The sequence below is a fragment of the Rhodococcus sp. SG20037 genome (assembly GCF_031763325.1).
Lineage (GTDB): Bacteria > Actinomycetota > Actinomycetes > Mycobacteriales > Mycobacteriaceae > Rhodococcus_F > Rhodococcus_F qingshengii.
The window spans coordinates 5,556,712-5,581,301 of the sequence record NZ_CP134497.1; the positions used below are offsets into that span (position 1 = coordinate 5,556,712).

19 protein-coding genes are annotated in these 24,590 nt (G+C 60.4%); 4 read left to right on the plus strand and 15 right to left on the minus strand.

All coding sequences use genetic code 11. The annotated features are described in order from the left end of the window. Positions 1-852: an ABC transporter permease gene (locus RHP72_RS25625; RefSeq protein WP_047272016.1), complete on the plus strand. Its 852-nt coding sequence runs from the start codon at positions 1-3 to the stop codon at positions 850-852. Then, entirely contained in the window at positions 853-2,766 is a 1,914-nt protein-coding gene (locus tag RHP72_RS25630) for an ABC transporter ATP-binding protein (protein ID WP_311093983.1), read from the plus strand. Between the two features lie 775 nt (positions 2,767-3,541). Here RHP72_RS25630 and RHP72_RS25635 read toward each other — a convergent pair. The 6 genes from RHP72_RS25635 to RHP72_RS25660 form a co-directional block, all read right to left on the minus strand. After that, on the minus strand, positions 3,542-3,865 hold the full coding sequence (locus tag RHP72_RS25635; protein WP_311093984.1) for a putative quinol monooxygenase: 324 nt from the start codon (positions 3,863-3,865) through the stop codon (positions 3,542-3,544). A 122-nt stretch (positions 3,866-3,987) separates the two neighbouring features. Then, entirely contained in the window at positions 3,988-5,454 is a 1,467-nt protein-coding gene (locus RHP72_RS25640; RefSeq protein WP_192713410.1) for an NAD-dependent succinate-semialdehyde dehydrogenase, read from the minus strand. Then, positions 5,451-6,839 carry a 4-aminobutyrate--2-oxoglutarate transaminase gene (gene gabT / locus RHP72_RS25645; RefSeq protein ID WP_192713409.1) on the minus strand — a complete coding sequence of 463 codons (1,389 nt, stop codon included), beginning with the start codon at positions 6,837-6,839 and terminating at the stop codon, positions 5,451-5,453. The genes RHP72_RS25640 and gabT overlap by 4 nt, the downstream gene beginning before the upstream one ends. Positions 6,840-6,862: 23 nt before the next feature. Beyond that, a complete protein-coding gene (locus tag RHP72_RS25650; RefSeq protein ID WP_235867987.1) occupies positions 6,863-7,624 on the minus strand; it encodes a maleylpyruvate isomerase family mycothiol-dependent enzyme in 762 nt (253 codons plus the stop codon). 42 nt (positions 7,625-7,666) lie between these two features. Then, positions 7,667-9,316: an amidohydrolase gene (locus RHP72_RS25655; protein WP_311093985.1), complete on the minus strand. Its 1,650-nt coding sequence runs from the start codon at positions 9,314-9,316 to the stop codon at positions 7,667-7,669. A gap of 88 nt (positions 9,317-9,404) precedes the next feature. Beyond that, on the minus strand, positions 9,405-10,733 hold the full coding sequence (locus tag RHP72_RS25660) for an MFS transporter (RefSeq protein ID WP_054827038.1): 1,329 nt from the start codon (positions 10,731-10,733) through the stop codon (positions 9,405-9,407). A gap of 150 nt (positions 10,734-10,883) precedes the next feature. On the opposite strand from RHP72_RS25660, the gene RHP72_RS25665 reads away from it, so the two are divergent. Further along, positions 10,884-12,059 (plus strand): CdaR family transcriptional regulator, encoded by a 1,176-nt coding sequence (locus RHP72_RS25665; protein WP_207624349.1) that lies wholly within the window; start codon positions 10,884-10,886, stop codon positions 12,057-12,059. Between the two features lie 54 nt (positions 12,060-12,113). Here the strand turns inward: RHP72_RS25665 and RHP72_RS25670 are convergent, their stop codons facing one another. Next, positions 12,114-13,127 carry an AraC family transcriptional regulator gene (locus RHP72_RS25670; RefSeq protein WP_099698376.1) on the minus strand — a complete coding sequence of 338 codons (1,014 nt, stop codon included), beginning with the start codon at positions 13,125-13,127 and terminating at the stop codon, positions 12,114-12,116. A 69-nt stretch (positions 13,128-13,196) separates the two neighbouring features. Here RHP72_RS25670 and RHP72_RS25675 point away from each other — a divergent pair, with 69 nt between their 5' ends. Continuing rightward, on the plus strand, positions 13,197-14,432 hold the full coding sequence (locus RHP72_RS25675; RefSeq protein WP_311093986.1) for an MFS transporter: 1,236 nt from the start codon (positions 13,197-13,199) through the stop codon (positions 14,430-14,432). 87 nt (positions 14,433-14,519) lie between these two features. Here RHP72_RS25675 and RHP72_RS25680 read toward each other — a convergent pair whose 3' ends face one another. The 8 genes from RHP72_RS25680 to RHP72_RS25715 form a co-directional block, all read right to left on the minus strand. Further along, complete coding sequence (locus RHP72_RS25680; protein WP_311093987.1) at positions 14,520-15,896, minus strand: amidase; 1,377 nt, start codon at positions 15,894-15,896, stop codon at positions 14,520-14,522. Next, the gene (locus RHP72_RS25685) at positions 15,893-17,146 is read right to left on the minus strand and encodes a DUF1116 domain-containing protein (RefSeq protein ID WP_197494169.1); all 1,254 of its coding nucleotides are present in this window, start codon (positions 17,144-17,146) and stop codon (positions 15,893-15,895) included. Before RHP72_RS25685 ends, RHP72_RS25680 begins: the two co-directional genes overlap by 4 nt. 32 nt (positions 17,147-17,178) lie before the next feature. Next, positions 17,179-18,066 (minus strand): alpha/beta fold hydrolase, encoded by an 888-nt coding sequence (locus tag RHP72_RS25690; protein WP_099698380.1) that lies wholly within the window; start codon positions 18,064-18,066, stop codon positions 17,179-17,181. A gap of 42 nt (positions 18,067-18,108) precedes the next feature. After that, complete coding sequence (locus tag RHP72_RS25695; RefSeq protein WP_283552365.1) at positions 18,109-19,659, minus strand: sodium:solute symporter; 1,551 nt, start codon at positions 19,657-19,659, stop codon at positions 18,109-18,111. Further along, complete coding sequence (locus RHP72_RS25700; RefSeq protein WP_047271996.1) at positions 19,659-19,898, minus strand: hypothetical protein; 240 nt, start codon at positions 19,896-19,898, stop codon at positions 19,659-19,661. Before RHP72_RS25700 ends, RHP72_RS25695 begins: the two co-directional genes overlap by 1 nt. A gap of 375 nt (positions 19,899-20,273) precedes the next feature. Continuing rightward, positions 20,274-21,278 (minus strand): LuxR C-terminal-related transcriptional regulator, encoded by a 1,005-nt coding sequence (locus tag RHP72_RS25705; RefSeq protein ID WP_311093988.1) that lies wholly within the window; start codon positions 21,276-21,278, stop codon positions 20,274-20,276. A 517-nt stretch (positions 21,279-21,795) separates the two neighbouring features. Then, positions 21,796-22,821 carry a hypothetical protein gene (locus tag RHP72_RS25710; protein ID WP_311093989.1) on the minus strand — a complete coding sequence of 342 codons (1,026 nt, stop codon included), beginning with the start codon at positions 22,819-22,821 and terminating at the stop codon, positions 21,796-21,798. Positions 22,822-22,927: 106 nt separating this feature from the next. Continuing rightward, complete coding sequence (locus tag RHP72_RS25715) at positions 22,928-24,256, minus strand: hypothetical protein (RefSeq protein ID WP_134929656.1); 1,329 nt, start codon at positions 24,254-24,256, stop codon at positions 22,928-22,930. Positions 24,257-24,590: the final 334 nt, after the last annotated feature.

The window sequence follows — 24,590 nt, forward strand, 5'->3', positions numbered from 1 at the left end:
ATGACTGCACTCACCGATCGCGAAAAGAGCAGGCAGGGATCGCGAATTCCCATCACCGTTGTGATTGCACTGGTGATCCTCGGTGTGATGGTATTCGCGGCTGTCGCCGGTCGGCTCATAAGCCCTTACGACCCTTACACTCAGGATCTTCTCCGCGGTGTGACCGGTTCCGATCGCACACACTGGTTGGGCACCGACGATATGGGACGCGATGTCCTCTCCCGTTTGATCGACGGTACCGGCCGCTCCGTGCTCGGACCGCTGTGCGTAGCGATGGGAACAGTGATAGCCGGCGCATCCGCGGGGCTGGTCGCCGGATATAACGGCGGTGCACTCGACAACGTCCTCAACCGATTCGCAGACCTCGTGTATGCCCTGCCCGCGCTCCTCGTCGCCATCGTGCTCCTGGGGATTCTCGGCGGGAGCTACTGGCTGACTGTGGCGATTCTGGTTTTCCTGTCAGTACCGAGCGCCATCAGAATAGTCGGCAGTGTGACGCGCGTCCAGGTTCGTCTGCCGTACATCGACTCTGCGAAGACCCTCGGATTGACCGACTCACGGATCATGATCCGCCATGTGCTGCCCAACATCGCGCCCACCGTGCTCGCCGTCTTCCTGCTGGATTTCGTCGGAGCGTTGGTCGCCTTCTCGTCGTTGTCATTTCTCGGTATCGGTATCGCCCCCGGGGCTGCAGATTGGGGATCGATGCTCTCCCAGGGGCAATCGATGATCTCCGAGAACCCCTGGGTCGCAGTCGCCCCCGCAGCCTGTCTCATCCTGACCGGCAGCGCCGCAACTATCTTCGGCGACTGGTTCTTCAAACGGCTGTCAGACTCAGGAGAACGGAAGTAGATGACTGTGGAAGATGTGACAGTACAATCGGAAACGGCCGATGCGAATGGCCCCCTCCTGAAAGTTTCCGGGCTATCGGTGTACGCGAACAGGTCGCAGGTGCTCGTCAGCGATGTCAACATCACGGTCCCCCGAGGCGAGACTCTCGGGATAGTCGGCGAGTCTGGCAGTGGAAAATCGATGGCAGTTCGTTCGCTTGTCGGTTTGCTACCGCCGGGAATCTATGCACGAGGAGCAGCAGATTTCGACGGAATCCCGTTGATCGGCACACGCGAACGTGAACTGCGATCGTTACGGGGCTCCCGAATCAGTCTTTTGATGCAGGACCCGTTCAGCATGCTCAACCCCATCCACACGGTAGGCGAGCACGTGCGGGAGACACTCCCGCCAAATGTCAGAAAAGGCGGACGCCAACAAGTTCGGGCCGAAGTTGCTGCGCGTCTCGCGGAGGTTGGCTTGGATCCCGCCGTCGCACAAAAGTACCCCTTTCAGCTCTCCGGGGGGATGCGGCAACGAGTTGCCATGGCGGCCGCGCTTGCCGGCGATCCGGAGTTGCTGATCGCCGACGAACCGACAACTGCACTGGACGTGACCACCCAGGACGAAGTCCTCCGACTTCTCGCCGGTCTACAGAAGTCACGAAACATGGCGCTCATCTTGATCACTCATGATCTGCACGTGGCGATGGACGTCTGCGATCGGATCCAGGTCATGTACGCCGGACGCGTGGTGGAGGAGGCTACGGTCGCCGATCTTGCCCGCACCCCGACGCATCCCTACACACGTGGGCTGATGTCGGCCAGTCCCCCTGTCGATCGTCGAGTCGAACGGTTGACGTCGATTCCCGGCAGTGTGCCCAGAGCCGCAGCCGTCGAGGCGATCTGCGCATTCGCTGACCGATGCGAATGGTCTGTCGGCGAATGCTTTTCAGCCCGACCAGCTCTTACTCCCATCACGATCGAACACGCTTCGGCTTGCATCCGGATCGATCGGATTCACGACGAGTTTCCCCGCGGTTCCGAGTTCGAACCACCTCTACCTCAACAATCCGAGTCACGATCTTTCGACACCATCGGCCCACCGATAGTCGAGGTTGCGAACGTACACAAGGTATATCGCGCCAAAGCGATGTTCGGCAAGCCCAAGGACTCGCACGCCCTCCGCGGCGTGACTTTCTCGATCCGCGCCGGCGAATCAGTGGGACTGGTAGGTGAATCCGGCTCAGGGAAGACAACTATCGCTCGTGCTCTCCTAGGTCTGGAGCACGTCACCTCGGACCGGATATCGGCATTCGGCAGAGAGCTCGCGCCCACTGGATCCACTGCGCGAAAAACCAGAGTCGAGTTGGCCCGGGAGATCCAAGTAGTGTTTCAGGATCCGTACGCAGCGCTCAATCCATCCCGAACCATCGGTGCAGCCTTGCGAGAAGCTATAGCCGTACGAACCGGAGCGGACAAACGCGATAGCGATTCCGTAGCCTCGGAAGTCTCGGAGTTACTCGGCAAGGTGGGACTACCAGGCAGCTACGCCGCTCTCCGTCCGGCTGCGCTCTCGGGTGGCGAACGTCAGCGCGCCGTGATTGCCCGGGCAATTGCCGTTCGACCCAGGCTGCTCATCTGCGACGAACCTGTTGCCGCCCTGGACGTGTCCGTGCAGGCCCAAATTCTCGAGCTGCTTCGCTCTATCAGAGCGGAAAACGGGATGAGCATGCTCTTCATCACTCACGACTTAGCAGTCGTGAGGCAGATGACCGATCGAACAGTGGTTCTCTACCGGGGTGAAATCGTAGAAGCCGGCGAGACAGAGGCCGTGCTCGACGCACCAAATCACCAATACACACAACGACTGCTCGCATCGGTTCCATCCTCCATTTCAGCAGTTGTGCAACGTAGTTCAAATGCAATCCCGAGGTAGCACTGCTGGATACGGCGACCGGGCACCCACTCTTGAACTGCCGGCACGCAACACGAATGCCGACCTCGGATTTGCATGGAACATCCGCCGATCCTGCACCTCCCGACGGACCGACACGGATGCACGGACTGCCACAGAAAACACCACTTCGTGAACCCGAAGCCGTGACGCCGAAAGACATCGACGTACAGCATCGCCAAGGCCTTGCAAGGCTGCAGACGATATCCAGCTTGAGATCGGATAGTCGCCGCGTCCGACGAAAGAGGACCACCCACCGTCATCGGCCATCTCGGCGAGCCCGTAGGTCCGTCCCACGTGGCGGGCGAGCACTGTTGCGCGTTGTACCCAGCGCCCGTCATCTACACCCAGTGACGATCCTGGGCGATCCTGCAAACAGGCTGCCGGTTCCGAACACCACGGGCACGGCAGCGAACCTGAGAAGCATTGCCGTCGAACCGTATCGGAGGCCACCCTGCATCTGGTTAGTGGTGGAACGCGTGTCGGCAAACTGCCGACGAAGCTTGCGCCAGCGGCGAACTTTTCGTTCGGAACGTACGTGACTCGTCTGATTTCGGCTCCGTTGAACCCGACGCCTTCCGCCGGTTCGAGTGCCAGTCGGCTGCAGCAATGCTCTTGCCGAACATCGCGTGAGCGTCGTCGGAGGACACGTCTACTCGTCGGGATCTCTTGGCGAGAAAATTCGGTCCTCCATCATGCCACCAGCCAGGCCGATCACTCTAAGAATGCTGGGACGCGGCTCGGTGGCCTTAGGCCATCAGCGACCACTCTCGTCTGAGTACGTGCGCACAATGCGATCGGTGAGAAGTGGAAAAATCTTGTCCGTGCCGATAGATGCAAAGTGCGGCGAAGTTCGGTGCGCTTCGAAGCCGTCTTCGTCGATGTACATCTCGAGGATGGTTACGTGTAGCGGATTCTCGACGTTGCGGAAGTACTCGTAGCCGAGATTGGCGGGCTCGTTCCGGCTTGCCTCAGCGAGTTGGGCCAGATGGCCGAGCACCTCGTTCGCGGTTTCCTCGCCCAGCCGGTATTCGGCGATTACCCGAAAGTTCGACGTAGCGGGCCGTGCGTTCTCAGTCACGAAAATTACTCTCTAGTAGTAGATTACGAGCAAAAGACAGTGCCTGACTGCAACTCAACGACGACCACGTGCGGTACGAGTCCTGACGCCTACTGACGCTTTTCGCGCGGTCGATTCAAGTGTCATCGGGGTGTCAACGTGTACTTCGTGGACAAAAACTCGCGAATTCCTTCGAAGCCACCTTCTCTTCCGATCCCCGAATGCTTGATGCCGCCGAAAGGCGCTGCTGCATTCGAGACGAGACCGGTGTTGAGGCCCATCATCCCGGTTTGAAGTTTTTCTATCATTCGCTGGCTTCGGCCGACGTTCTCTGTGTAGACATAGCTGACCAACCCGTACTCGGTGTTGTTGGCAATGTGCACGGCCTCGTCCTCGGACGAAAAGCGAGTTATAGCCAGCACTGGTCCGAAGATCTCCTTGTTCACCATCCGAGCTTCAGGCCCGATCTTGTCGATCACAGTCGGTTGAAAGAAGTTGCCCGGGCCGACGATAGCCTGACCGCCGGTGACAATCTCCGCGCCGGTGTCCACCGCGTCAGCGACGAGACCTTCTGTCTTCGCAATGGCTTTCTTGTCGACCAGTGCACCGATGTCGTAACCTTCGTCGGCCCCACGACCAATTTTCAACGCAGCAACCCTTTCACTTACTCGACGAACGAATTCGTCGGCCACGGAATCGTGTACCAATATGCGGTTTGCGGCGGTACATGCCTGACCGATGTTGCGGAATTTCGCGAGCATCACGCCATCAACCGCTCGGTCGATATCTGCATCCTCGAAAACCACGAAGGGTGCGTTGCCGCCGAGCTCCATCGAAGTACGCAATACGTTCTGCGCAGCAGCTTCGAGGAGTTTGACGCCAACCGCCGTCGAGCCTGTGAAGCTCAGCTTGCGAAGGCGTGGATCCGATAGCAGGGCACTGGACTGAGCGCTGGGATTCGACGTGGGTACTACGTTCACCACACCCGGCGGAAGTCCTGCCTCTTCCAGCAGCTGCACCAGGTAGATCGTGGTCAGCGGAGTGAGTTCCGCCGGCTTGATGATGGTGGTGCAACCGGCGGCGAGTGCCGGAGCAATCTTGCGGGTTGCCATCGCGAGTGGGAAGTTCCACGGTGTGATGAAGTAGCAGGGCCCCACAGGGAGGTGCGACACTGTGATGTTGCCTGTCCCTTCGGGGTTTCGGCGATAGTCTCCGCTGACGCGTACGGCTTCCTCGGAGTACCACCGAAGGAACTCTCCACCGTAAACGACCTCACCGCGCGCTTCGGCGATCGGCTTCCCCATTTCCAGGGCGATGAGCAGAGCAAACTCTTCTTTGCGATCCATCAGCAAGTCGAATGCTCTGCGGAGGATGTCCGAACGTAGGCGGCTAGGTGTTTCGGCCCACTCTTGTTGTGCTGCAACGGCTGAATCGAGGGCGCGAATGGCGTCGTCGACCGTTGCGTCGGCAATCGTCTTGATCACAAGCCCGGTTGCGGGGTCTTCGACGGTGAAGGTCGCACCCGAACTCGACGTCGCCCATGTTCCGCCGACGCCGATACCGGTCTCGACACGGTTGAGTAGGTCCTGTTCATGTGGCTTCAATGTCATGACTGGCTTTCCTTTGTGGCTGAGGTCGGGGCGTGCGCACGGAATCCGTCGGCCACGACGCGTAGACCTTCGCGTAGCAGTTCGTCCGAAATTGCGAGCGGAGGGAGAAATCGGATGACGTTTCCGTAGGTGCCGCACGTAAGAACCACTACGCCATGATCCGCGGCGAATTTTGCGACGGAAGCGGTCAGCGCCGGGTTCGGATCTGTGCTGTCGGGGTGTACTACTTCGATGGCCTTCATCGCGCCGCGGCCGCGGATGTCACCAATACGGTCGTCCGAGGCGCCCAGTTCGGTGAAGACCTCATCGATGATCGCCGCGATTTCACGTGCACGAACAACCAGGTCGTTCTTTTCGTACGTTTCGATTGTGGCGAGCGCCGCGGCGCAGGAGATTGGGTTTCCGGCGTAGGTGCCCCCGAGAGCGCCGGATTGTGGCGAGTCCATGATCTCTGCGCGGCCAGTGACCGCGGCCAGTGGCAATCCACCCGCGATACCTTTTCCTGTTGCGATGAGATCAGGTACGACTCGCTCGTGGTTCGCAGCGAAGAGATCACCGGTACGGGCGAACCCGGTTTGGACTTCGTCGAGGATGAACACGACGCCGTTGGCAGTTGCCCATTCGGCTAGAGCAGGCAGAAAACCGGTCGCGGGTTCGATGAATCCACCCTCGCCCTGGATGGGCTCGATGACGATTGCTGCGAGATTGGAAGCGCCGACCTGTCTTTCGATTTGCAGGAGCGCAATTTCTGCCGCCTCCACCCCGCTCAGCCCATCGCGATATGGGTACGAGGTTGGAACACGGTAGATCTCGGGTGTGAACGGACCGAAGCCGTTTTTGTAAGGGGTGTTCTTCGCAGTCATGCCCAAGGTGAGGTTGGTTCTGCCGTGGAACGCGTGATCGAAGACCACAACCGCATGTTTGTTGGTGAAGGAGCGTGCGATCTTGATCGCGTTCTCGACGGCTTCGGAACCGGTGTTGAACAGTGCTGTGCGCTTCTCGTGGTCACCGGGGGTGATCGAGTTGAGCTTCTCGGCGACCGCAACGTAGCCGTCGTATGGGGTGACGGTGAAGCAGGTGTGAGTGAACAGTTTCGCTTGGCGAGTTATGGCTTCGACAACGGCTGGAGCTGAATTGCCGACGCCGGTGACGGCAATGCCCGAACCGAGATCGATCAGAGAATTGCCGTCGGCATCGATCAAGATCCCGCCTCCGGCTGCGACGATCGATATGGGTACAACGTGCCCTACACCGGCCGCAACGGCCGCCTCTTTTCGACGCATAAGCACCTGCGATTGCGGTCCTGGAATTGCGGTTACGAGTTCTCTATGTTGCGACACCAGCGGGCCGCCCGTTACTGACGAGACTGACAATTCGTTCCTCATTTTCGTGTTGTCGATAGTGAGCGTCAGAGCCAGCGCGGAGCTGTCGGGGCTGTGCCGATCTCGCGGCCCGACGTGTCGACCGCGGACACTGCGATGTTTCTGCGGCCGGTCACCCACATCAGCAGATTCGGAAGCGACCCGGACACCGCCGTGCGTGCCGTGGTCGAATCGGCGGTGGTGATGTGACTCGAAGCCGGTTCGAACTCTTCACCGGTGTCCGCAACTGTCATGTGCACGCGATAGTCGTCTCGGGTGGCCCACGTATCCAGGACATTGTGAATTATTCGTCGCTGCACCGCTGGCGGTATGTCCGCTGCACTCGCCGAATAGTTGAGATCGATTGCGTGTAACCACAATTCGCGAGATCGCATCCACACTGTATCGACGACCGGTATCCGCACACCTTGAGCGTTGCTCACCTCGGTAGACCAGCGATTGTCGGGGACTGCGCTCCAGGCGATTTCGAGCGCTCTCGCCTCCCTGTCGCAGAGTTCACGGAGTTCGACATTTGACAGTGGTGCTGCACTGCCGATTTCCCGGCTCCGCGCATGGGCAGACTCGTACATCGGTTTCTCGATGCCTGTCGTCGCCCAATCCACCAGGCGGCCGAGGGCGCGGGCGTTGAAACCGACGTGCGCGATCACGTGCGCGCGAGTCCATCCTGGAAGCAACGAGGGTCCACGTAGTTCGTTGTCACCGAGTTCACGCAACGTCCGGTCGAAGTGCGTTTGTCCGGCTTTCACGTAGCCGAGATCGACGGCGAGTTCGTCAGCCGGCTCTCGCATCACGTTCACGGCATTCTCCTTCACAAGATTACGAGTAATTCTTCAGCGAGTCGGTCGGGCATCATGGGTTAGGTTTCCTCCGAGTATTGTTGCGACGACGTCGATCTCCGATATGTTTGGCGCGGTGAGCGGCGACGACGAGAACACGGCGAAGTCCGCAAGTTTTCCCCGTTCGAGGGTGCCTTTGTCGTCGATCTGACCGGTCGCGCGCGCAGCCCATTCCGTGTGCGTTCGAAGGGCTTCCTCCGGTGTGATCGCCTCGTTCGAGCCCAGGACGAATCCGGTGTCGGTACGACGATCGACGGCCGACTGCATACCTCTACGAAGATTGTTGTCGGCGACAGGAAGGTCTGATGAGCCTGCGAGTATTGCTCCCGCATCGATGACTGATCGCCCACGGTAGAGCCACGGTTCACGGTCGGTCCCGACAAGATCGACAATCTGATCGCCGAGCGGCCCGATGAAACCTGCCTGGGGGGTCACAGCAATAGCAAGATCGCCGGCACGCCGCACTTGATCCGGTCGAGCGATGCCGAAATGTTCGATACGGCACGGAGCTGTGTGGCGGCCGTAGCTCTTCTGTGCCTCCTCGATCAGGTCCAGGGCCAGGTCTATTGCTGCGTCTCCGATTGCATGCAGCGCAAGCGGCCACCCCGATCGATATGCCGCGAGTGCACGCTCTCGATACAGTTCCGGCGTGTCGAGGAGGTAGCCCCGGTTGTGTTCGTGGCCGCAGAAGTCCTCTGTCACAGCGGCGGTCGCCCCGAGCAAAGAGCCGTCGAGGAAAACCTTGACGTGCCCCAACTGAAGGTGGGAATCGCCGAAGCCGTAACGAATCCCGAGGTCCAAGCCAACTCCTGTGCCCTCGCCGCAGAAGTCCGAGGCGTTCGCAGCAAGGGGATGAAGGGCGTCGGTTGCCGGCATCAACTGTGCACGGGCGTGCAGATGATTGCGATCTGCGGCCAATTGATAGGCCGCGATTTCGATGGAGCTGTGGCCGATCCAACCGCCACCGACACCAGCTTCTGTGAAGCTTGTTATCCCCTGTGCAGCAAAGCGTTTGGTTGCTTCGTCGATTGCCTCGGCGAGCCGCTCGGTGGAGTAGGGCAAGAGCAACGCCTGCACCAAACCTTGCGCCGACTCTTCAACGACACCGGTAGGGCGGCCCTCGTCATCCCGCACGACGACACCTCCGACGGGAACTTCGAACCCGTCGTCAAGCGCACCGATGAGACGCAACGTAGCGGTGTTCGCAATCGCAGCGTGACCAGAGGTGTGCCGTAAGTACAGTGGGCGGTCTCCCGTCACGGCGTCGAGCCGATCGATAGCAGGGAATTCGCCGCCATAGTGCCCCTGGTTGAAACCTGTGCCGTGGACCCAGGCATCGGCGTCATCACCGATACGCTCTACTTCGGCCTCGATCAGCCTGTAGAGATCTTCGAGAGTGGCGGCGCGGCTGAGGTCTATCGACGCCAATCCAAGTCCCCACCAGACGGTGTGACAATGAGCGTCGATCAGACCGGGCGTCACACAGGCGTCTGCGAAGTCCAGGGTTCGTATCGCCTCGATACCGGCGACCTCGTCGTCGAACCCGACGATCCGGTCACCGATTACCCCGACAACCGACGCGATCGGCCGATGAGGATCCATGGTGATGATTTCGCGCGCCCGCACAATGAGGTCGAGTTGCATAAGAGAAATGTCCTTGTCCAGTAATCCAGCCGCGTCTGATCCAGCGGTACGAGGTGCGATGTTTCGAACACCAGCCGCGCTACGTTTCTCAGTGCTTGAAGCCGGGGAGGTCCACGCTGAATTTCGGCGCGATCGCTCCTGCCGATGCGGTGATCAACGAGATCAGCGCGAGAACCAACGCAGCTGGCCACCAGTGATCATGAGCTGCAGCTACGAGGCTGGTAACCAGAAGTGGAACGAATCCTGCAATCATCGCGGCGGTGTTGTTCGCGACGGCAACACCTGTGAATCGGGTTCGCGCCGGAAAGAGTCCGGTCAGAACAGCTCCTGTACCTGCGTAGGGAAACGACAACGTCGCCACTGCCAACGTCATCGACAGAACGATGAGCACGGGAACGCCCGAAGTCAGTAGCAGAAAGGCCGGCAGAGCGACTACGGCAGAGGCGATCCCGCCCCACAAGATCACTCGACTCGAACCGAACCGCGCGCCCAACCGCCCGCTCAACAAGATCACGAAGATCTCGACGACGGCCGCGACGATAGTTCCGAGCAACATCAACGATCGGCTGTATCCGAGTACGTTCACTCCGTACCACACACAGAATGTCGTGACGAGGTAGAACCCGCCCATTCCGAGAAGTGAAGCCGCCATTCCGATCAGAATCTGACGCCAGCTGTGTTTGAAGGCTGTGCTCACGGGATTGGTCGCCAACTCCCCAGCTTCCTCGAGCTGACGGAAGACAGGGGATTCTTCGAGTTTGCGCCGAATATAAACCGCGACAAGAAGTAACGGTAACGAGAGGAGGAAGGGAATGCGCCAACCCCAGGATTCGAAGTTCTGCTGCGAAATTGCAATGGTGACCAGAAAAAATCCACCAGAAGACAGAATTGTTCCGATCGGAGATCCGATGAGGGGAATCACTGCGTATCGCGCCCGCATATGCAGTGGCGCGTTCTCCACCACCAGGGTCAAGGCACCTGACCATTCCCCTCCTACGAAAAGTCCCTGCACGATTCTCAGCAGCACGAGCAGCACCGGCGCCGCGATGCCGATCGCTGCGTAGGTGGGCAGTATGCCGATCAACGCGGTAATGATGCCGATACCGACGATGGTGATCATCAGCGTCTTTCGGCGGCCGATCCGATCGCCCATTGCACCGAAGACAATGCCGCCGATCGGTCGGGCCGCTACCCCTACTCCGAAAGTGGCGAACGAGGCAAGTGCGGCCAAGGTTGCGTTGCCGCTGGTGAAGTACTGAACATTGAACACGAGAGCGGCCGCGGCACTGAACAGGAAGAAGTCGTAGTACTCGAGCACGGAACCGACCAGAGCGCCGAGTGCGACCTTGTTTGCGCTCTTCTTGTCGAGCTCGTGAACGGCTCCGAATTCGATCGACGTCGATTGTGTGTACGTCATAACTCTCCATCAGGGATGAGGGATTCGGTCTGCTTCTGTCCCCAGGGGATTTCGGCCTGTTGCAAGCATTTCAGGTTATTCGCTCACTGTCCCTAGGCATTCCCCGCCGATTACGGCCACGAATTTGTGCATATGCCCTATTCTGACTTGGTGAACCACTTCGCCCCCTCACGACCGGGCAACGAGCCGGACGCCCGCGACTCAGGAAGATGGCAAGAGCTGCTCGACAGCCTCGACGTCGCCGAACTGACCGACACCTTCGTCAAACGTGTCGCCTCGATCGCGGGCTACGACTCGTCGCCGCTTCCGACGTCCGAGATCGAACGCACAGGCCGGATGGCCTTCTCCGCCATGCTCCAAGGTCTGCGCGCGGGAGGTCTGCCCGATTTCGTCCCCGTCGCGAACGATGTCGGCATCTCTCGTGCACGGGCAGGGATCCCCATCACCTCATTGATGACCGCGATCCGATTGGACTACAACGTGCTGTGGGAGGCCCTCACCTCCGCGTCGTCACCGAGGGATGCCGAACTGTTGGTTCGACACACGTGGATCGTGCTTCGCACCGTCGACGAGTACGCCGCACAGACACAAGGGGCCTACATGGCCGAACGAGAACGCATGCTGAGAGAGGAATCGTCTGCACTGCAAGGACGCATCGCAAACCTGTTCCAGGATCCCCGATCCACAGACACAGATCAACTGGATGCTATTGCAGCCGAACTCCGAATCCCACAACGCGCCCCCCTTCTGGTCATCGGAGCTGCCGGTGACGACATCCCGGCGCTACGAGTGTTCATCTCCGAAACCGAGCGCTCCGGACGAACGGTGTACACCCACTACCTCGGCGACGTCCTGATTGCCTTCACGCGCAGATTCGACCTCGACGGACCGCAAGCTACCGATGTCGGCCGGAACCTCCTCAAGCTTCGAGTCGGAATTGTCAACGCCGACACCGGTCTGTCAGCCCTTCGCGCGGCGGCCAATACCGCACGAGCTCTCACACGAACAATCACCAGCGAAGACCACGCGGCTCTCACCTGGGACCGAGGGTGGGCAAGACTGGCCAAACTAGGCCTACAAGAATCAGGTAGCGGGCTACTCACCGATGTCGACGATGCTTTGGTGACCTGCGGAGACGCGGAGCGGGTCCGTCTCGAAGAATGCGTGCGCAGCTATATGAAAACAGGCAGTATCGGGGAATCGGCCAACGAGCTGTTCTGTCACCGCAACACCGTTTCCAATCGTCTTCATCGATTTGCGAAACTCACCGGTTTGGACCCCACGATTCCTGAACAATCGGCGAGACTCGTCGTGGGTTGGGCCTAGAAGCACTCGAACGCCTTCCCCTTTACCTTCTCGGGGCGATCGCCGTCGGAAGCGTCACGCAACGAACTGTATGGGCGAGGTAGCTCTGCGTGCGCTGGGAGGTTGCCCGGTAACGCGTTTGAAAGCGCGGCTGAACGCAGCTTGAGAGGTGTAACCAAGATTTCGAGCCATGGCTTCCACCGACATCGTGTCCTGGGCCAGCCACTGGCTGGCAAGAAGCATTCTCAGTTCCGTCGCGTACCGCAGAGGCGGTACGCCGATCATCGCATGGAAGCGCTCCGCGAACACCGATCGGGAAACATGGCACTGCGATGCCAATTCCGCTACCGTCCAATGATGTCCGGGATCCCGGTGGACAGCCAAGATGGCTCCCGCCAGTCGCGGATCGCGCAGCGCCGCCACCAGTCCAGAGGCATTGTCGCAGCCACATTCAACCCACCCTCGCACGATCATCGCAGCCACGACTTCGGCGAGACGCGCTGAAACACCAGCAAAACCGACACGCGCCGAACAGGTCTCACGCCTCATCGCAGCAAGGATCGGTAAAAGTCCGGGATATCGCTCCCCCTGGGCGTCGGCGATCATGATCTCGGGCATGATACGACTCAGGCCTTGCATCCCGCCGAGATCGAATTCCATGTAACCGGTGAACAATACGGCGCTGGGAGACAGGTCGGCGGCGAGGCCGACGTTCACGTCCCCCACCGCATCGCCGAGGGGTTCGGAGTCGTAGCTGTCGATGCCCTGAACCACTACGCCCGGCCCGGACAGCCACTGATGGGGTCGACCGTGCGGGATGAACACAGCGTTGCCCGCTGACAGTTCGTGGACGGTGCCGTTCTCGGCACGCAGAAACGCGTGACCGACTGCGAGGAAGTGGAAATAGGCACGGCCCGGTTTCGCATCGAAGCCGATGCCGAATCGCGGACCGGCATGGACGCGACGGTACTGCACTCCACGCAACCGCATACTCGTCAACAGTTCGCTGATGAGGTCGGAGGACGAGGCGAACGTCCCGGCAGCCGACTCGGCCGGACTCTTGATCAAAACGGCCGGATCCTCGGTCATAGATCATCCTGAAAGTCGTATCTAGTGTTGACTCAAAGCCTTTCATGCGATCCAGGAGAAGTACAGCCGTTGTCCAGTGATGTGTGCAGCACCGCGCCCGATACCCGACCCGTCCGAGCAGCCGCATTTGTCGACCCGCCACCGCTGCCGGTAACACCGAAGTGGATGGCGGTGATGTCACTGGCTCTGGGCGTATTCGGACTGCTTACGGCCGAGTATCTTCCGGCTAGTCTGTTGACTCCGATTGCCGATGATTTGGGCGTGCCGGAAGCACTGGTGGGCCAAGCAGTCACCGTCACGGCTGGAGCAGCAATCCTCTCTGGACTACTGACGGCAAGCCTGACACGACGGATGGACCGGCGGATTGTTCTGCTCAGCTTCACTGTGCTGATGATCGCGTCGAACTCGCTCGTGGCCCTGGCCCCGAACATGTTGGTGCTGTTGGCGATGCGGATCCTGCTCGGTATTGCGTTAGGTGGTTTCTGGAGCATGGCGGCTGCCACGGCGATGCGCCTGGTACCGGAATCGTCGGTACCTCGCGCTGTATCAATCATTTTCAGCGGTATCGCCGTGGCAACCATCGTGGCCGTGCCGCTCGGTAGTTACCTCGGTGAACTGTCCGGTTGGCGCAGTGCCTTTTGGGTCACCGCGGCCCTCGGGGTCGTGACGCTTGCCTTCCAACTGTTCGCGTTGCCCCCGATGGCACCGCGGCACGAGGCACGGTTGAGAACTTTGTGGTCGGTGTTGGTACATCCACGCTTCGGGATCGGCATCGTCGGCATGTTGCTCGTCCATATCGGGCACTATGCACTGTTCACCTACATTCGACCGGCGCTCGAAACCATGGTCAATGTCGGCGCCTCCACCTTGACTGTTCTATTGTTCGCCTTCGGAGTGGCGAACTTGGCAGGCACACTTGTCGCCGGATGGCTCCTCCAACTCAGCCTGCGTCTGACATTGGCGCTGATGCCCTTACTGATCGGGACAGCTGCTCTAGGTCTGGCACTGGTGCCTGCAACTCAGAGCGTAAGCGCAGCCTTGGTGGTGTTGTGGGGCTTGGCATTCGGCGGAGTTTCGGTGGCGTGGTCGACGTGGGCGACCAGGACCGTGCCCGACAAGGCGGAAAGTGCAGGCGGGATCGTGGTGGTCGGTGTCCAGTCCGGAATCGCTGCAGGTGCCGCAGCAGGCGGTGCGATGTTCGGAGCCGGGGGTGCCATGGCGGTGTTTTCGGTTTTCGGAGTCGTGCTGATTGCGTCAGCATTGTTCATCACATTGTCCGTGAAGAACCCCGATCACCTTGCGTGACACCGGTTACCTGCATGCGGCGGCAGACTGGGACTACGAATCAGCGAGGTCAGCTGATCGGTGCGCGAGCAGCGTGATCTGGCCCGCTCAACTCTCGAACAGCTTCCGCGCCTCGAGCTTCGCCGCGAACGACAGAAGACCAGCCTCGGTGTGTGAGCGTCCGACGAGCTGTACACCGACAGGTAGACCGTCGACGTCGGCTGCTGGAATGGACACTGCGGGCAGTCCGATGAGACTCCACGGCGCGGTGAGTGAGAGCAGACCACTTGGAACGTCGACCGGCTGATCCTCGACACTCACCCGACGGCTGAACAGCGGCGGTGCCGAAAAGGGAATCGTAGGCAGCGCAATGAAATCGACCGCACTGAGTAGCTGAGCAACACCTGCACGGAACTGTTCACGAATTGCGATCGCCTGCAAGAACTGCGAATCGGTGTACGTGCCGCCCATCTCGAGACGCTCACGCACCTCTGGGTCGTAGAGATCGGTTGCGAGACTGAGCCTTTCGGCGTGGACCGCGTGAGCTTCACGCCCTTGGATGACACGATAGGAGAAGCGAAGTGCCTCCGCGCCGTGGATATCTATTTCGTCGGCGAGAAATGGTGCGACCAGATCGCGGGCAGAACGGGCAATCGATGGTTGAGTGGCATGAATTGATCTCGGCGATATCCAGCGAACGCGCACACCGGCGACGGAAGTGCCCTCGGCCGGTGGTGAGAAATCGTCGATCAACGCCGACAGTACGACGTGTGCATCAGCCGCACAGCGAGCAAGAACGCCCACAGTGTCCATCGAACTGGCCAGAGGAAGTACTCCGTGCGTGCTGATCGCCCCTTGTGTGGGGCGAACACCGACGACGCCGCAGCATGCTGCGGGGATTCGCACGGAACCACCGGTATCGGTGCCGAGTGCGACTGGAACGATGCCGGCAGCGACGGCGGCCGCCGAACCGCTACTAGACCCTCCGGACATGTGCCCCAATGCATGTGGGTTACGAGTGGGTCCAGTAGCAGCACGATCCCCCGTCGGACCGTTCGCGAATTCATGCGTCGTCGTCTTCCCGATCACTATCGCACCTGCGCGTCTGAGCCGCTCGACGCAATCTGCATCGCGAGCGGCGATCCGATTCACGAAATGACGCGAACTGGCGGTCGTCGGGAGACCTCGTACATCGATCATGTCCTTCACCGCTATCGGCACCCCGTGCAGCGGACCCCGGTCAGCACCTGCGGCCAATTCTCGATCGGCGGCGGCTGCGGCCGCACGAGCTCCGGCCACGTCGATGGTGACGAACGCGTTGATTGTCGATTGCGAGCTCTCGGCCTCCTCGATGGCAATCCCGATCAAGTCCGCTGACGTGACCCGACGAGCCCGAAGGTCCGCAGCCAGGTCCGTGATGGTTCTTCGGCTGAAGTAGCCGCCAGTCGCGGAGCCATGGACGGCCGAAGGGGGATTCTCCGTCATGCCGCCGACACGGTGAGCGCCGCGATGGCCTCGCGGAAGGGTTCGATCGGGGCGATGAGCAGACCGGCGCCCGCGTGTCCGCCCTCACGCAGGGCGGCACCCATGTGGATATGTGGAGTGATCGCGGTGGAAACCACACGTGCCGCGTCGATTCCGAACGGAACGCCACGAAACCCTAGATACGGAATCTTCCACCGGGGGTGCTCAGTGTGAGTAATGCCGTACATTGCCTCCGTCGTTTCGACCATGTTCTGAGCCGATCCGCCGCTGTAATCCTGAAGCGAAAAAGCAGCCGCCGCCGAGAGGCCGCCGAGTCCCACCGTCTCGGTGATCAGGCTCTCCCCGCCCATGTACGCAGTATCCTCAGCGGTGATCCCGTCGAAATATTTCGCCTGCAACGTGGGAATCGGCGCGCGAAACCATCGCTGGCCGGTGCCAGCTGTACGAATCGCGAACTCCTTCCCGCTCAACGCCATAGCGGTGACGATGCTGCTGTGCGGTGTATTGCTGGCGGTTGTCGCGATGCTCTTACCCGTCGCCATGGCGACATGGAGAAAGAACAGGTCGTTCCGACTGAGGAAGTTCAGAACGTCGCGGGTTGCTGCAGTGAAGCCGTTGGCCTCGAGAACAGACTCGTAGATCTGTTCGAAGAACACCGCTGTTGCCGCTGTATTACGGCTGTGCAAGTCATCGCCCATACCGAGGGCACGCCGAATGATCGGACTGGTGTGTAGACCGCCAGTGCGCCGTAGTGCCGCTGAGAGAGCTGGGCCGAGCACGTCCTTGATCCAGGTCAATTGTTGGTGTACGGCCTCGTTCCATACCCCGTAGGTGAGGCGTTCGCGGGCACTTCCCTCGTAGAGAACGCAGTGTCCGCGTGAACCCGACATCGAATCTTCGACAACGAGGACAGGCATCGACGCCGTCGTCACCCCGGTCAGCGAGCCTACGCTCCCGTAGTCATGGCACGGCCGGACGAGGATGTCTCCCGCATGCAGGAGAGCGTCGGCCTCTTCCACCGAGTTCGCGAGCCCCTCGAAGAGTGCTGCTCCCAGTATTGCTCGGCGCTGGCCTCCTTCGTATGCAGGCCAGGGCAACGGGGCCCCCGAGGTGAGGATGGTGTGGCGGGTCATGCCGGGGAGCGCATCGAGTGCCGGGGTGACGTCGATCAAGACGGGGTCTGCTTGCAGCATCGCATTCACTGCGACCGCATTTGCATGAATTCGCCTGTCCGACAATATGTCTTGCATAGCTTCTTCCTTTTGCTCGAGCTGTGTGTCGGTCATGCCCACCGACCAAGGAAATCGATCACAGCAGCATTGACTTCAGCGGGTTTGGACGCACTCAGGAAGTGATGCCCGTTCGGGATCGTCTCGAGGCGCACTTCTGCCGCACGGGTGAACAGTTTGATTTCGTCCTCGGCGTTGGCCACTGAATAAACCTGGTCTGCCGTGCCGTGGAGCCACAGAACCGGCTGCGTCACTTCGTCCAATCGCCCGAACAAGCCGTCGCGATCACGGAGATTGATCGTGGCGAGCCGCAGTCGGTGCCGGCCCGCGTCGCCGGAGTAGTTCGTGCGGTAGATCTCAAGCCACCTCACTCGGTCTTCCGGGCTCAAGCCTCCCAGCGCAGCGTCGAAGGTGGCATCGACGAAATCATCGGGAACAACCCAGTCGTCGTCGACCGGCTCGCCGAAGGCCTCGATGTAGGGGGTGCAGAATCCCGGCCCGTCCCAGCACCCGAGGTCACGACTGCGTTGACTCTCGACGTCCAGCGAGGTACCCAACGGAATCAGGCCTTTGACTACCTCTGGTGCCAGCAAGCCCATCCGAGTGGCAATCCACCCCCCTTGCGAAGTCCCCAAGACGAATGCGTTCGGAATGTCCAGTGCCGCAAGCGCCTGCAGATTCGCAACTGCGCTGTCCCAGTAGGTAAAATGCTTGTATGTCGAACGGGTTCGACCATGACCGTACGGCTCGAGCGCCAGCAGGTTGGCCCTGCCGGTCAGCGCAGTATCCGCGAACTGGTCGCGGTACAACTCCGCAGAGGTGGTGTACGAGTTGATCATGACCAGGGTCGGCAATTCGGGGTTGTAAGGTCGCCCGAACGTGGCCCCTATGACCGAGCCGCCGAGGTGGGGGATGGTGATGGTTTGATCAAACGTGCTCATGAACTCAATTCCTCTTCTTTGTGGGAAAGTCCCGAGATCGGGTCACGGTAAAGGTGCGGGCGCTACCTGGCCGGCACTCGGCACGGGTGTTGTCTGGCCGGGGCTGCGGGACGGCTCTCGGGCCGACTCGAAGAGCTGATCAACTCGTTCCAACTCTTCCCGGTCACTGGCTCGAAGGAGACTGACCGCGACGAAGACGACAAGATTGGCTACGAGGCCGACCAGCCCGGAACCTAACCCCTCAAGCCACGGCACTGCCCCGCCTTGGTCCATGTACGGAACCGTCAGCGCCAGAGCGATTACCGCACCGACGAGCAGCCCGGCGATTGCGCCGTCCCTGTTACCTTTGCGCCACATGAGTCCACCGAAGATCGGTACGGCAAGTTGGATGATGGCTTGATACGCCAACTGCGTGACGCCGGCCAAGTTGGGTGAATCGTAGATGCGGTACGCGATGATCGCGGCAACCATTGCGGTAACTGCCATCGCAGCCTTGGCGAGGTAGAGCTCCTGCTTGTCCCGCAGTGGGTGAACGACAGCAACGATGTCGTTTGCAACTTGAGTGCCGATCGCTTGGGTGACCCCGTCGACGAAACCCATTCCCGCCGCGAAAACTATGACAAGCGCGATCGCCAACAACCAGGTACCACCGGCGTCCTGCGCGATCGCGAAGAACGACGATACTGGATTGGCGGCCGCGAAAGGAATCGGCGCCGCGCACAGCGCGACAAACATGAGTAGAACGCAGAACACGAAGCCGATTGCCATTGTTTGCAGCGAGCCCTTTTTCACTTCACGCACGCTGGCCGCAGTGTAGATTCGCGTGAATATCATAGGCCAGCAAAGACTTCCAATGATTCCGGCGGCCACGATGCCGAAGTAGTAGAGTCCGCCTTCATCGGATCCGAAGCCGGGCAGGCTCAGTTGAGCGTCGGTAAGCTTGCTCATGTTCGAGATGCCACCGAAGTAGAAGAACAACAGGCCCAGGCACAAAATGGCCGATCCGATGTAGGCAACAATCCCCTGGACCATATCGGTGAGGATGAGACCCCTCATACCCATCTGGACGGTCCAGAACTGACGCACGACCAATACTGCAATCCCGATCAGGATGGAGTCGGCGTCAGAGAGTTTACCCAGCGATGCCCACTGAACTACCGCGCCCATTGCAATGAGCCCGAGAACGAGCCAGGGCACGAGGGCGACGACACTGATGGCGCTTCCGATCAATTTCAGGCCGCGGCTGTTGTACCGCAGGTCCAGTAGATCCGCCTGGGTCCGCAGGTCGAACTTCTTACCCCACTTCCATACTGGCCGGGCGATGAAATACATCGCGAGAACACCAAGGACGGAGTAGACGAGAAAGTACAACCCGATCACGCCACTAGCAACGGTCAGACCGAAAACCGCGGTAAAAGTCGAACCGGGCCACCATGAATTCGTGTACGCCATCGACACGAACCAGCTCGAAAACGAGCGCTCGCCGACGGCGTAGTTGCTGAACGTCGCGACGCTTTGCCGGTTCTTGGAGATGTGAAGGACAACAACGATGACCACGAAGAAGACGCCTAAGGCGCCAAAAGTGACGATCATCAGTCCACCGCTCCCTGACGACACTCGGTGACCCAGAGGCCGGTGACTGCTGCGATCGCAGCTGCGGACACGAGTATCAGGTACCAGACCGAAATCGGTACGCCGATGACCAGACCGTGCTGGTGGGACATTGCGATGTACAAAGGTGGCCAGAGCGCGATCATATTGATCAGCGCGAATAGTGCGCCGAAGGCGATGTTCCTCGCTGGGGAACGACTGAATAAGCCAGTGCGTTTCATTGGTACTCTTTTCGTCTCTGCAGGCCGTCAACAGGGCCGGCTGGGCGGCGTATAGCCAGATGAAAAGCGTATGAACAATCACATTCCTCGACCATCGGTCAGTTGACGTATTTTCCGCATACCTCCGGTCGGACATCGCATGCGGACACAACAAACCGAACGGGCGAAATGTACTGGGGCATCGAGAATTTCATAACCGGAACTGAACGGGCGAGAATCCGCCACTAAAGATGCGGCTGCTGCATCATCAACGGAGATACATCTTCCCTCACAACGCCTTTGGCGCTACCGTAGGGCTTTGGTTTACGCCCGTTCCGGCTACCCCGACTCGCTGGTCGTTGCGGTCACCCTGCCCGACGGTTGCACTCCGGGTCCTCACATCTCGCTCGCGAGCAACAGTCCTGCTTCCACAGCAAGCGCGGCGAGCTGCACCCGAGATTGGCTCCCAAGTTTGACGAGAAGATGCTCGACGTGGGTCGAAACGGTTCTAGGACTGATGAACAGCTTCTTCGCGATCTGGGGATTGGAATAGCCTCGGGTGACCCAGTGAAGAATCTGCACTTCCCGGCAGCTCAACCCGAACGGCCACGGAATCCGACGTTCAACAACCACGAGGGACGTTCCGGGACCCGCCGACAACTCGATCCGATGGCACGAACCATCCGACTCGGCCCACAAGTACTGCGCAGGTCGGCCAGCCCAATCCCGGATCGCTGACGCCAACCACCTGCGCGCAGACTCTCCAAGAACCGGACCCGCCGTATGACCGGGCAGCTCCGAAATTACGCCTGTATCGGTGACGATGGCGGCGTGCGCTGCCACCCCAGCCCGTTGCACGGCACCATGAGCGCTCCGGAAGAGATCACAGACGTCAGCGAGTACAGGACGGAACCTCTCGATCACGCGAAGTGCCTCGTTACTGGCGTCTTTGGGGCGCGCCCAACTCACGTGCAGAGCACCGGTATATCGCCCACCAGGCAACCTCAGACACATGGTCGCCCCCTCCTTGAACCCAGCGGGAATCAAGAATCCCTCGGCTGACTGAGTCTGCGCGAACGGAATGTGCCAATCCCTCTGCAAGTCCAGCCAACGAAGGGCGTGCGGAACCTGGGTATGCAACAAATGAAAGCCCGGATTCCCATCGACGAACGCATCGTTCATATGTTCGTCGAGCTCCCGCGTATAGCCTTCGCTCGCCAACGTGACGTGCCTATGACTTCCTGAACCCGCATCCCATGCCGTCAATGCGTATCCATCCCATGGAATCGAATCACGCAGGACTCTCATTGCAGCAGAAGCGCGCACGTGGACATCGGATAGTTCGACGAAACGGCCATCGTCCGGCGGGATCATGGCCGGAAGCAAAGCGTGGATCTGCATACGATACTCCTGGATCCGACTCCCCCAAGTACGTATAGGCTCTCATTGTCTCGCCAGTCAGGCAACATCGGGGAACGAGAGGGAAACCGGCGGCAGAGCCACACGCAGTGGTCGAAAAGTGGCTGGGTTTACGCCCACCCGGCGATCGGCTCGACCAAGCTGGGGTCGCTGTCCCCGGCATTTTTGGCGGCAGTCGAGACTTCGCAAAGCTCAGATGCGGCACCCGCAATCGAACTGTCACTGGCGGCAACCGCTGACAAACAGTGCGCGCAGATTGGCTGCAAGTTGACCACCAATGGTGAATCGGCAATCGTTCGGGCAGCGATCAAGGGTATACCGTTCGGCACCATCACAATTCACACTGAATCAGGGCCGATCCACACCGAATCGTTGTCGAACACCGGGACCGGCGGAGGTGCGTTCGTCGCCGCGGTGGGCAGTGCAGCAAGTTTCCGGCCATGTTCGATGACGCTGCCAGATGCCCGTTCTCCTTGAAGAGTGCCTATCGCCCTCAGTCTCAGTCGCCGTTCGAACCGCCGAATACAAGTTCAGGCGTGCCCACTACCGATAGGCCGGGGTGTAGTTGCTGCTGTAGGGACTCGATCCCGGCGGTGTCGAGTGTTCCGTGGTGAATCTGGCAGACCCAGTCGAAATCTTCTGTAGACCAGGCGATCTGATATCCGTAAGTCTTGGTTTTCCACGGCTGGTTCGATCGTGGCCTCCGGGCGATCCATCCCGCTTTATCACCGAGTTCTGCGGCGAATGCGCCGGTTTCGGGTTCGATCGAGTGAACGAAGCGTGGGGTCAGGTCCGTCAGCATGGGCACCCTGATGGGTTCGGCGGCGATCTCCTCATGAAACCAGCTCATCGACTCCTGCGCCGGCGTTACTGGTGGCCCGCCGCGACCGGTGAGGCTCCTCGATTCTGCATCGGTGGTGACCGGACCGTCCCAGGTGAACAGGGAGAGTTCGAGGTGCTCCCCCACTCTGAGGTCGGTGTATGCGGCGCCGTCGATACCGTCGCCGGAGTGTTGGGCAAGTACCGCACCGGTTTCGGCGTCGACGACAAGCCGCAGCGACGGCTTCGGCAGATTCCGGCTCTCGCGTGGGGCGAGATCCACCGACCAGCATCGACGGCCGAGGAACTCGACGTCTGTCACCGGCCCTGTCGGGCGTGAATGATCGTTGCCGACCCAATGCTCAACGCGCGGGGTGATCGCAAGGTATCGGCCCGCGCCGGGCGAGTGCACGTGATGGAGTTCGGTGCAGCGCGGTTGGTCTGGGTCGGCGGTGAAGTCCCAAGCGGTGGTGCCGTCGCTGACGAACATCACCTGCCCGTCGAGTGACTCGATCCTCGATCGGCGCCCCCACCGATACAGATGCACGCCGGGGAGGCGAACGGGAAGAAACACAGGTTCTTCACCGTAGCTGCCGAAGCAATAGTGAAACGGTTCGTCGGAATTGCGGTACGGGACCACGACCCCGTGGACCGGTTGCCGCGGTCCGTCGGCCAAGGTCACCAACATCTGCACCCATTCGGTCATCACTGCCTCCGTTATGCATTCGGGTATCGGTCGTCTGCGGCCTAGGTCAACGCGCCTCCCACTGGTTTCGGTGAGCTTTCCGGCCCGATCGCCTGCGCCGCTCAGCTCAGACATGCAGGACTCCCGCGATCGCTTCGGAAGCCGCGGGGTAGGCGCGGGTGTCGGCTTGTTCCCTCAACTCTGCCGAGGCGTAGGACAGGAGATTGTCGAGACGAACACCAAGCTCGTCGTACAGATTCAGCCGAGCTGTCAACATCAGTCCCGGGTAGTCACGATGCCGGAATCGGACATGGATCCGGCCGCTCGGCCAGTGGCCGACGTACGTGGCGCTCACCTGATCGACTTTGTCCGAGAACCGCATTCGGTCGAGACCGCGCAGGCAGTACTGCACGTACCCGTGATGATCGAGTGGCTCAGGCCCGACAGGCCAGCACCGATCGGTGATGTCGATGCCGCCGGTGATCAGCGAATGGATGCCGCCATCGACCCCGGTGGAAAGTACCGACCGACCGCCGGCAGGACGGGTAGCGGTCCTCGCGACCAACCACAGCCTCCTGGCCCCTGCGACCCCGTGGGCGACATCCATCCCGGGCAGCATCAAAGTCGTCACCGGCGACGGAACCTCACCACGGTAGGCCCGTACAGTTGTGGCGCCACGCGCAATGGGGTCTTTGCCCCAGTACCAGCGCACGTTGCCATCGAATGCGCGCTTGCGGCGATGGTTTTCGTTGTACGACACATCCGCATACTCGCTGGCGTACCCGACCTGCCGATTTTCCGCGCACAGGTAGGTGTTGCGGTCGATGCGCAGCGGGGCCGGATCATGCAGAGGTATCTGCAATACCGATGAGCTGTAACGCAACTCGAACCCGGCCCGCTTTCCTCCCGTGCCGTCCACGCGCGGCACCCGTTCCCACGGATCGTGCTCGACACCGAGATAGAGCGAGGATTCGTCGAACTCGGCCGACACGATCGCCGCGGCATCCACTTCGACCAGACGCATCCCACCACCCGGCTTGCTCACCAGCAGCGCCGGTTTGCGCCTCAGCGTCCGTGGCGGAATATCCGGCGAGGGTGAGATGTCGTTGTGCCTGCGTGTAGTCGTCATACACCAGGCGCCGGCGCGTCCCGCGCCGATCAGATGGTGCCCTTCGGTGTATTCGGACCGGTCGATGCCGTCGGTACCGACGTGAACCAAAGGGCCGTCGCGGTGATTCTGTATCCACAAACCGGACTCGTCGGCAGAGATCTGTGCTGGGCCGAATCCCGGAGGGGTCGGAGGAAGATCGGTCCACGCCACCAACCCCGCCAACGATTCTGTGTGCGGATCAATCAGTGCCGCAACGGGTTGACGCTCGTCGACCACCCACAGGTGAGCAGCGGCGAAGAAGACATATCGAGGGCGCAGGAACCTACGCCGGAGGTGGGCGCTCATGCGCCTTTCTGCAGAGTCATGACATCGACGGTACCAGCGAAACCGCATCGTGTACCGCAACGGTCGCCCGACTGGTTCGATTTCAGGGCTGCCGATCGCGCAACTCCTCGACGATAATCCACTGCGATCGAGGGTTGAGCGCACCGTGCGCTGTGATTGTTTCTTTGCTGCGGTGCACTATCTTCTTTTTGGACGTTCGATCAGGACGGGTCGACATCGGAGCGAATGAACTCCAAAGTGCCCGAGCACGTTCGACGCTTGGGCACTGTCGGACTTTGTTACCCGTCAGTCGGGGTGGGCTCAGGGTTTTCCTGGATGAATCGCAGATTGCAAA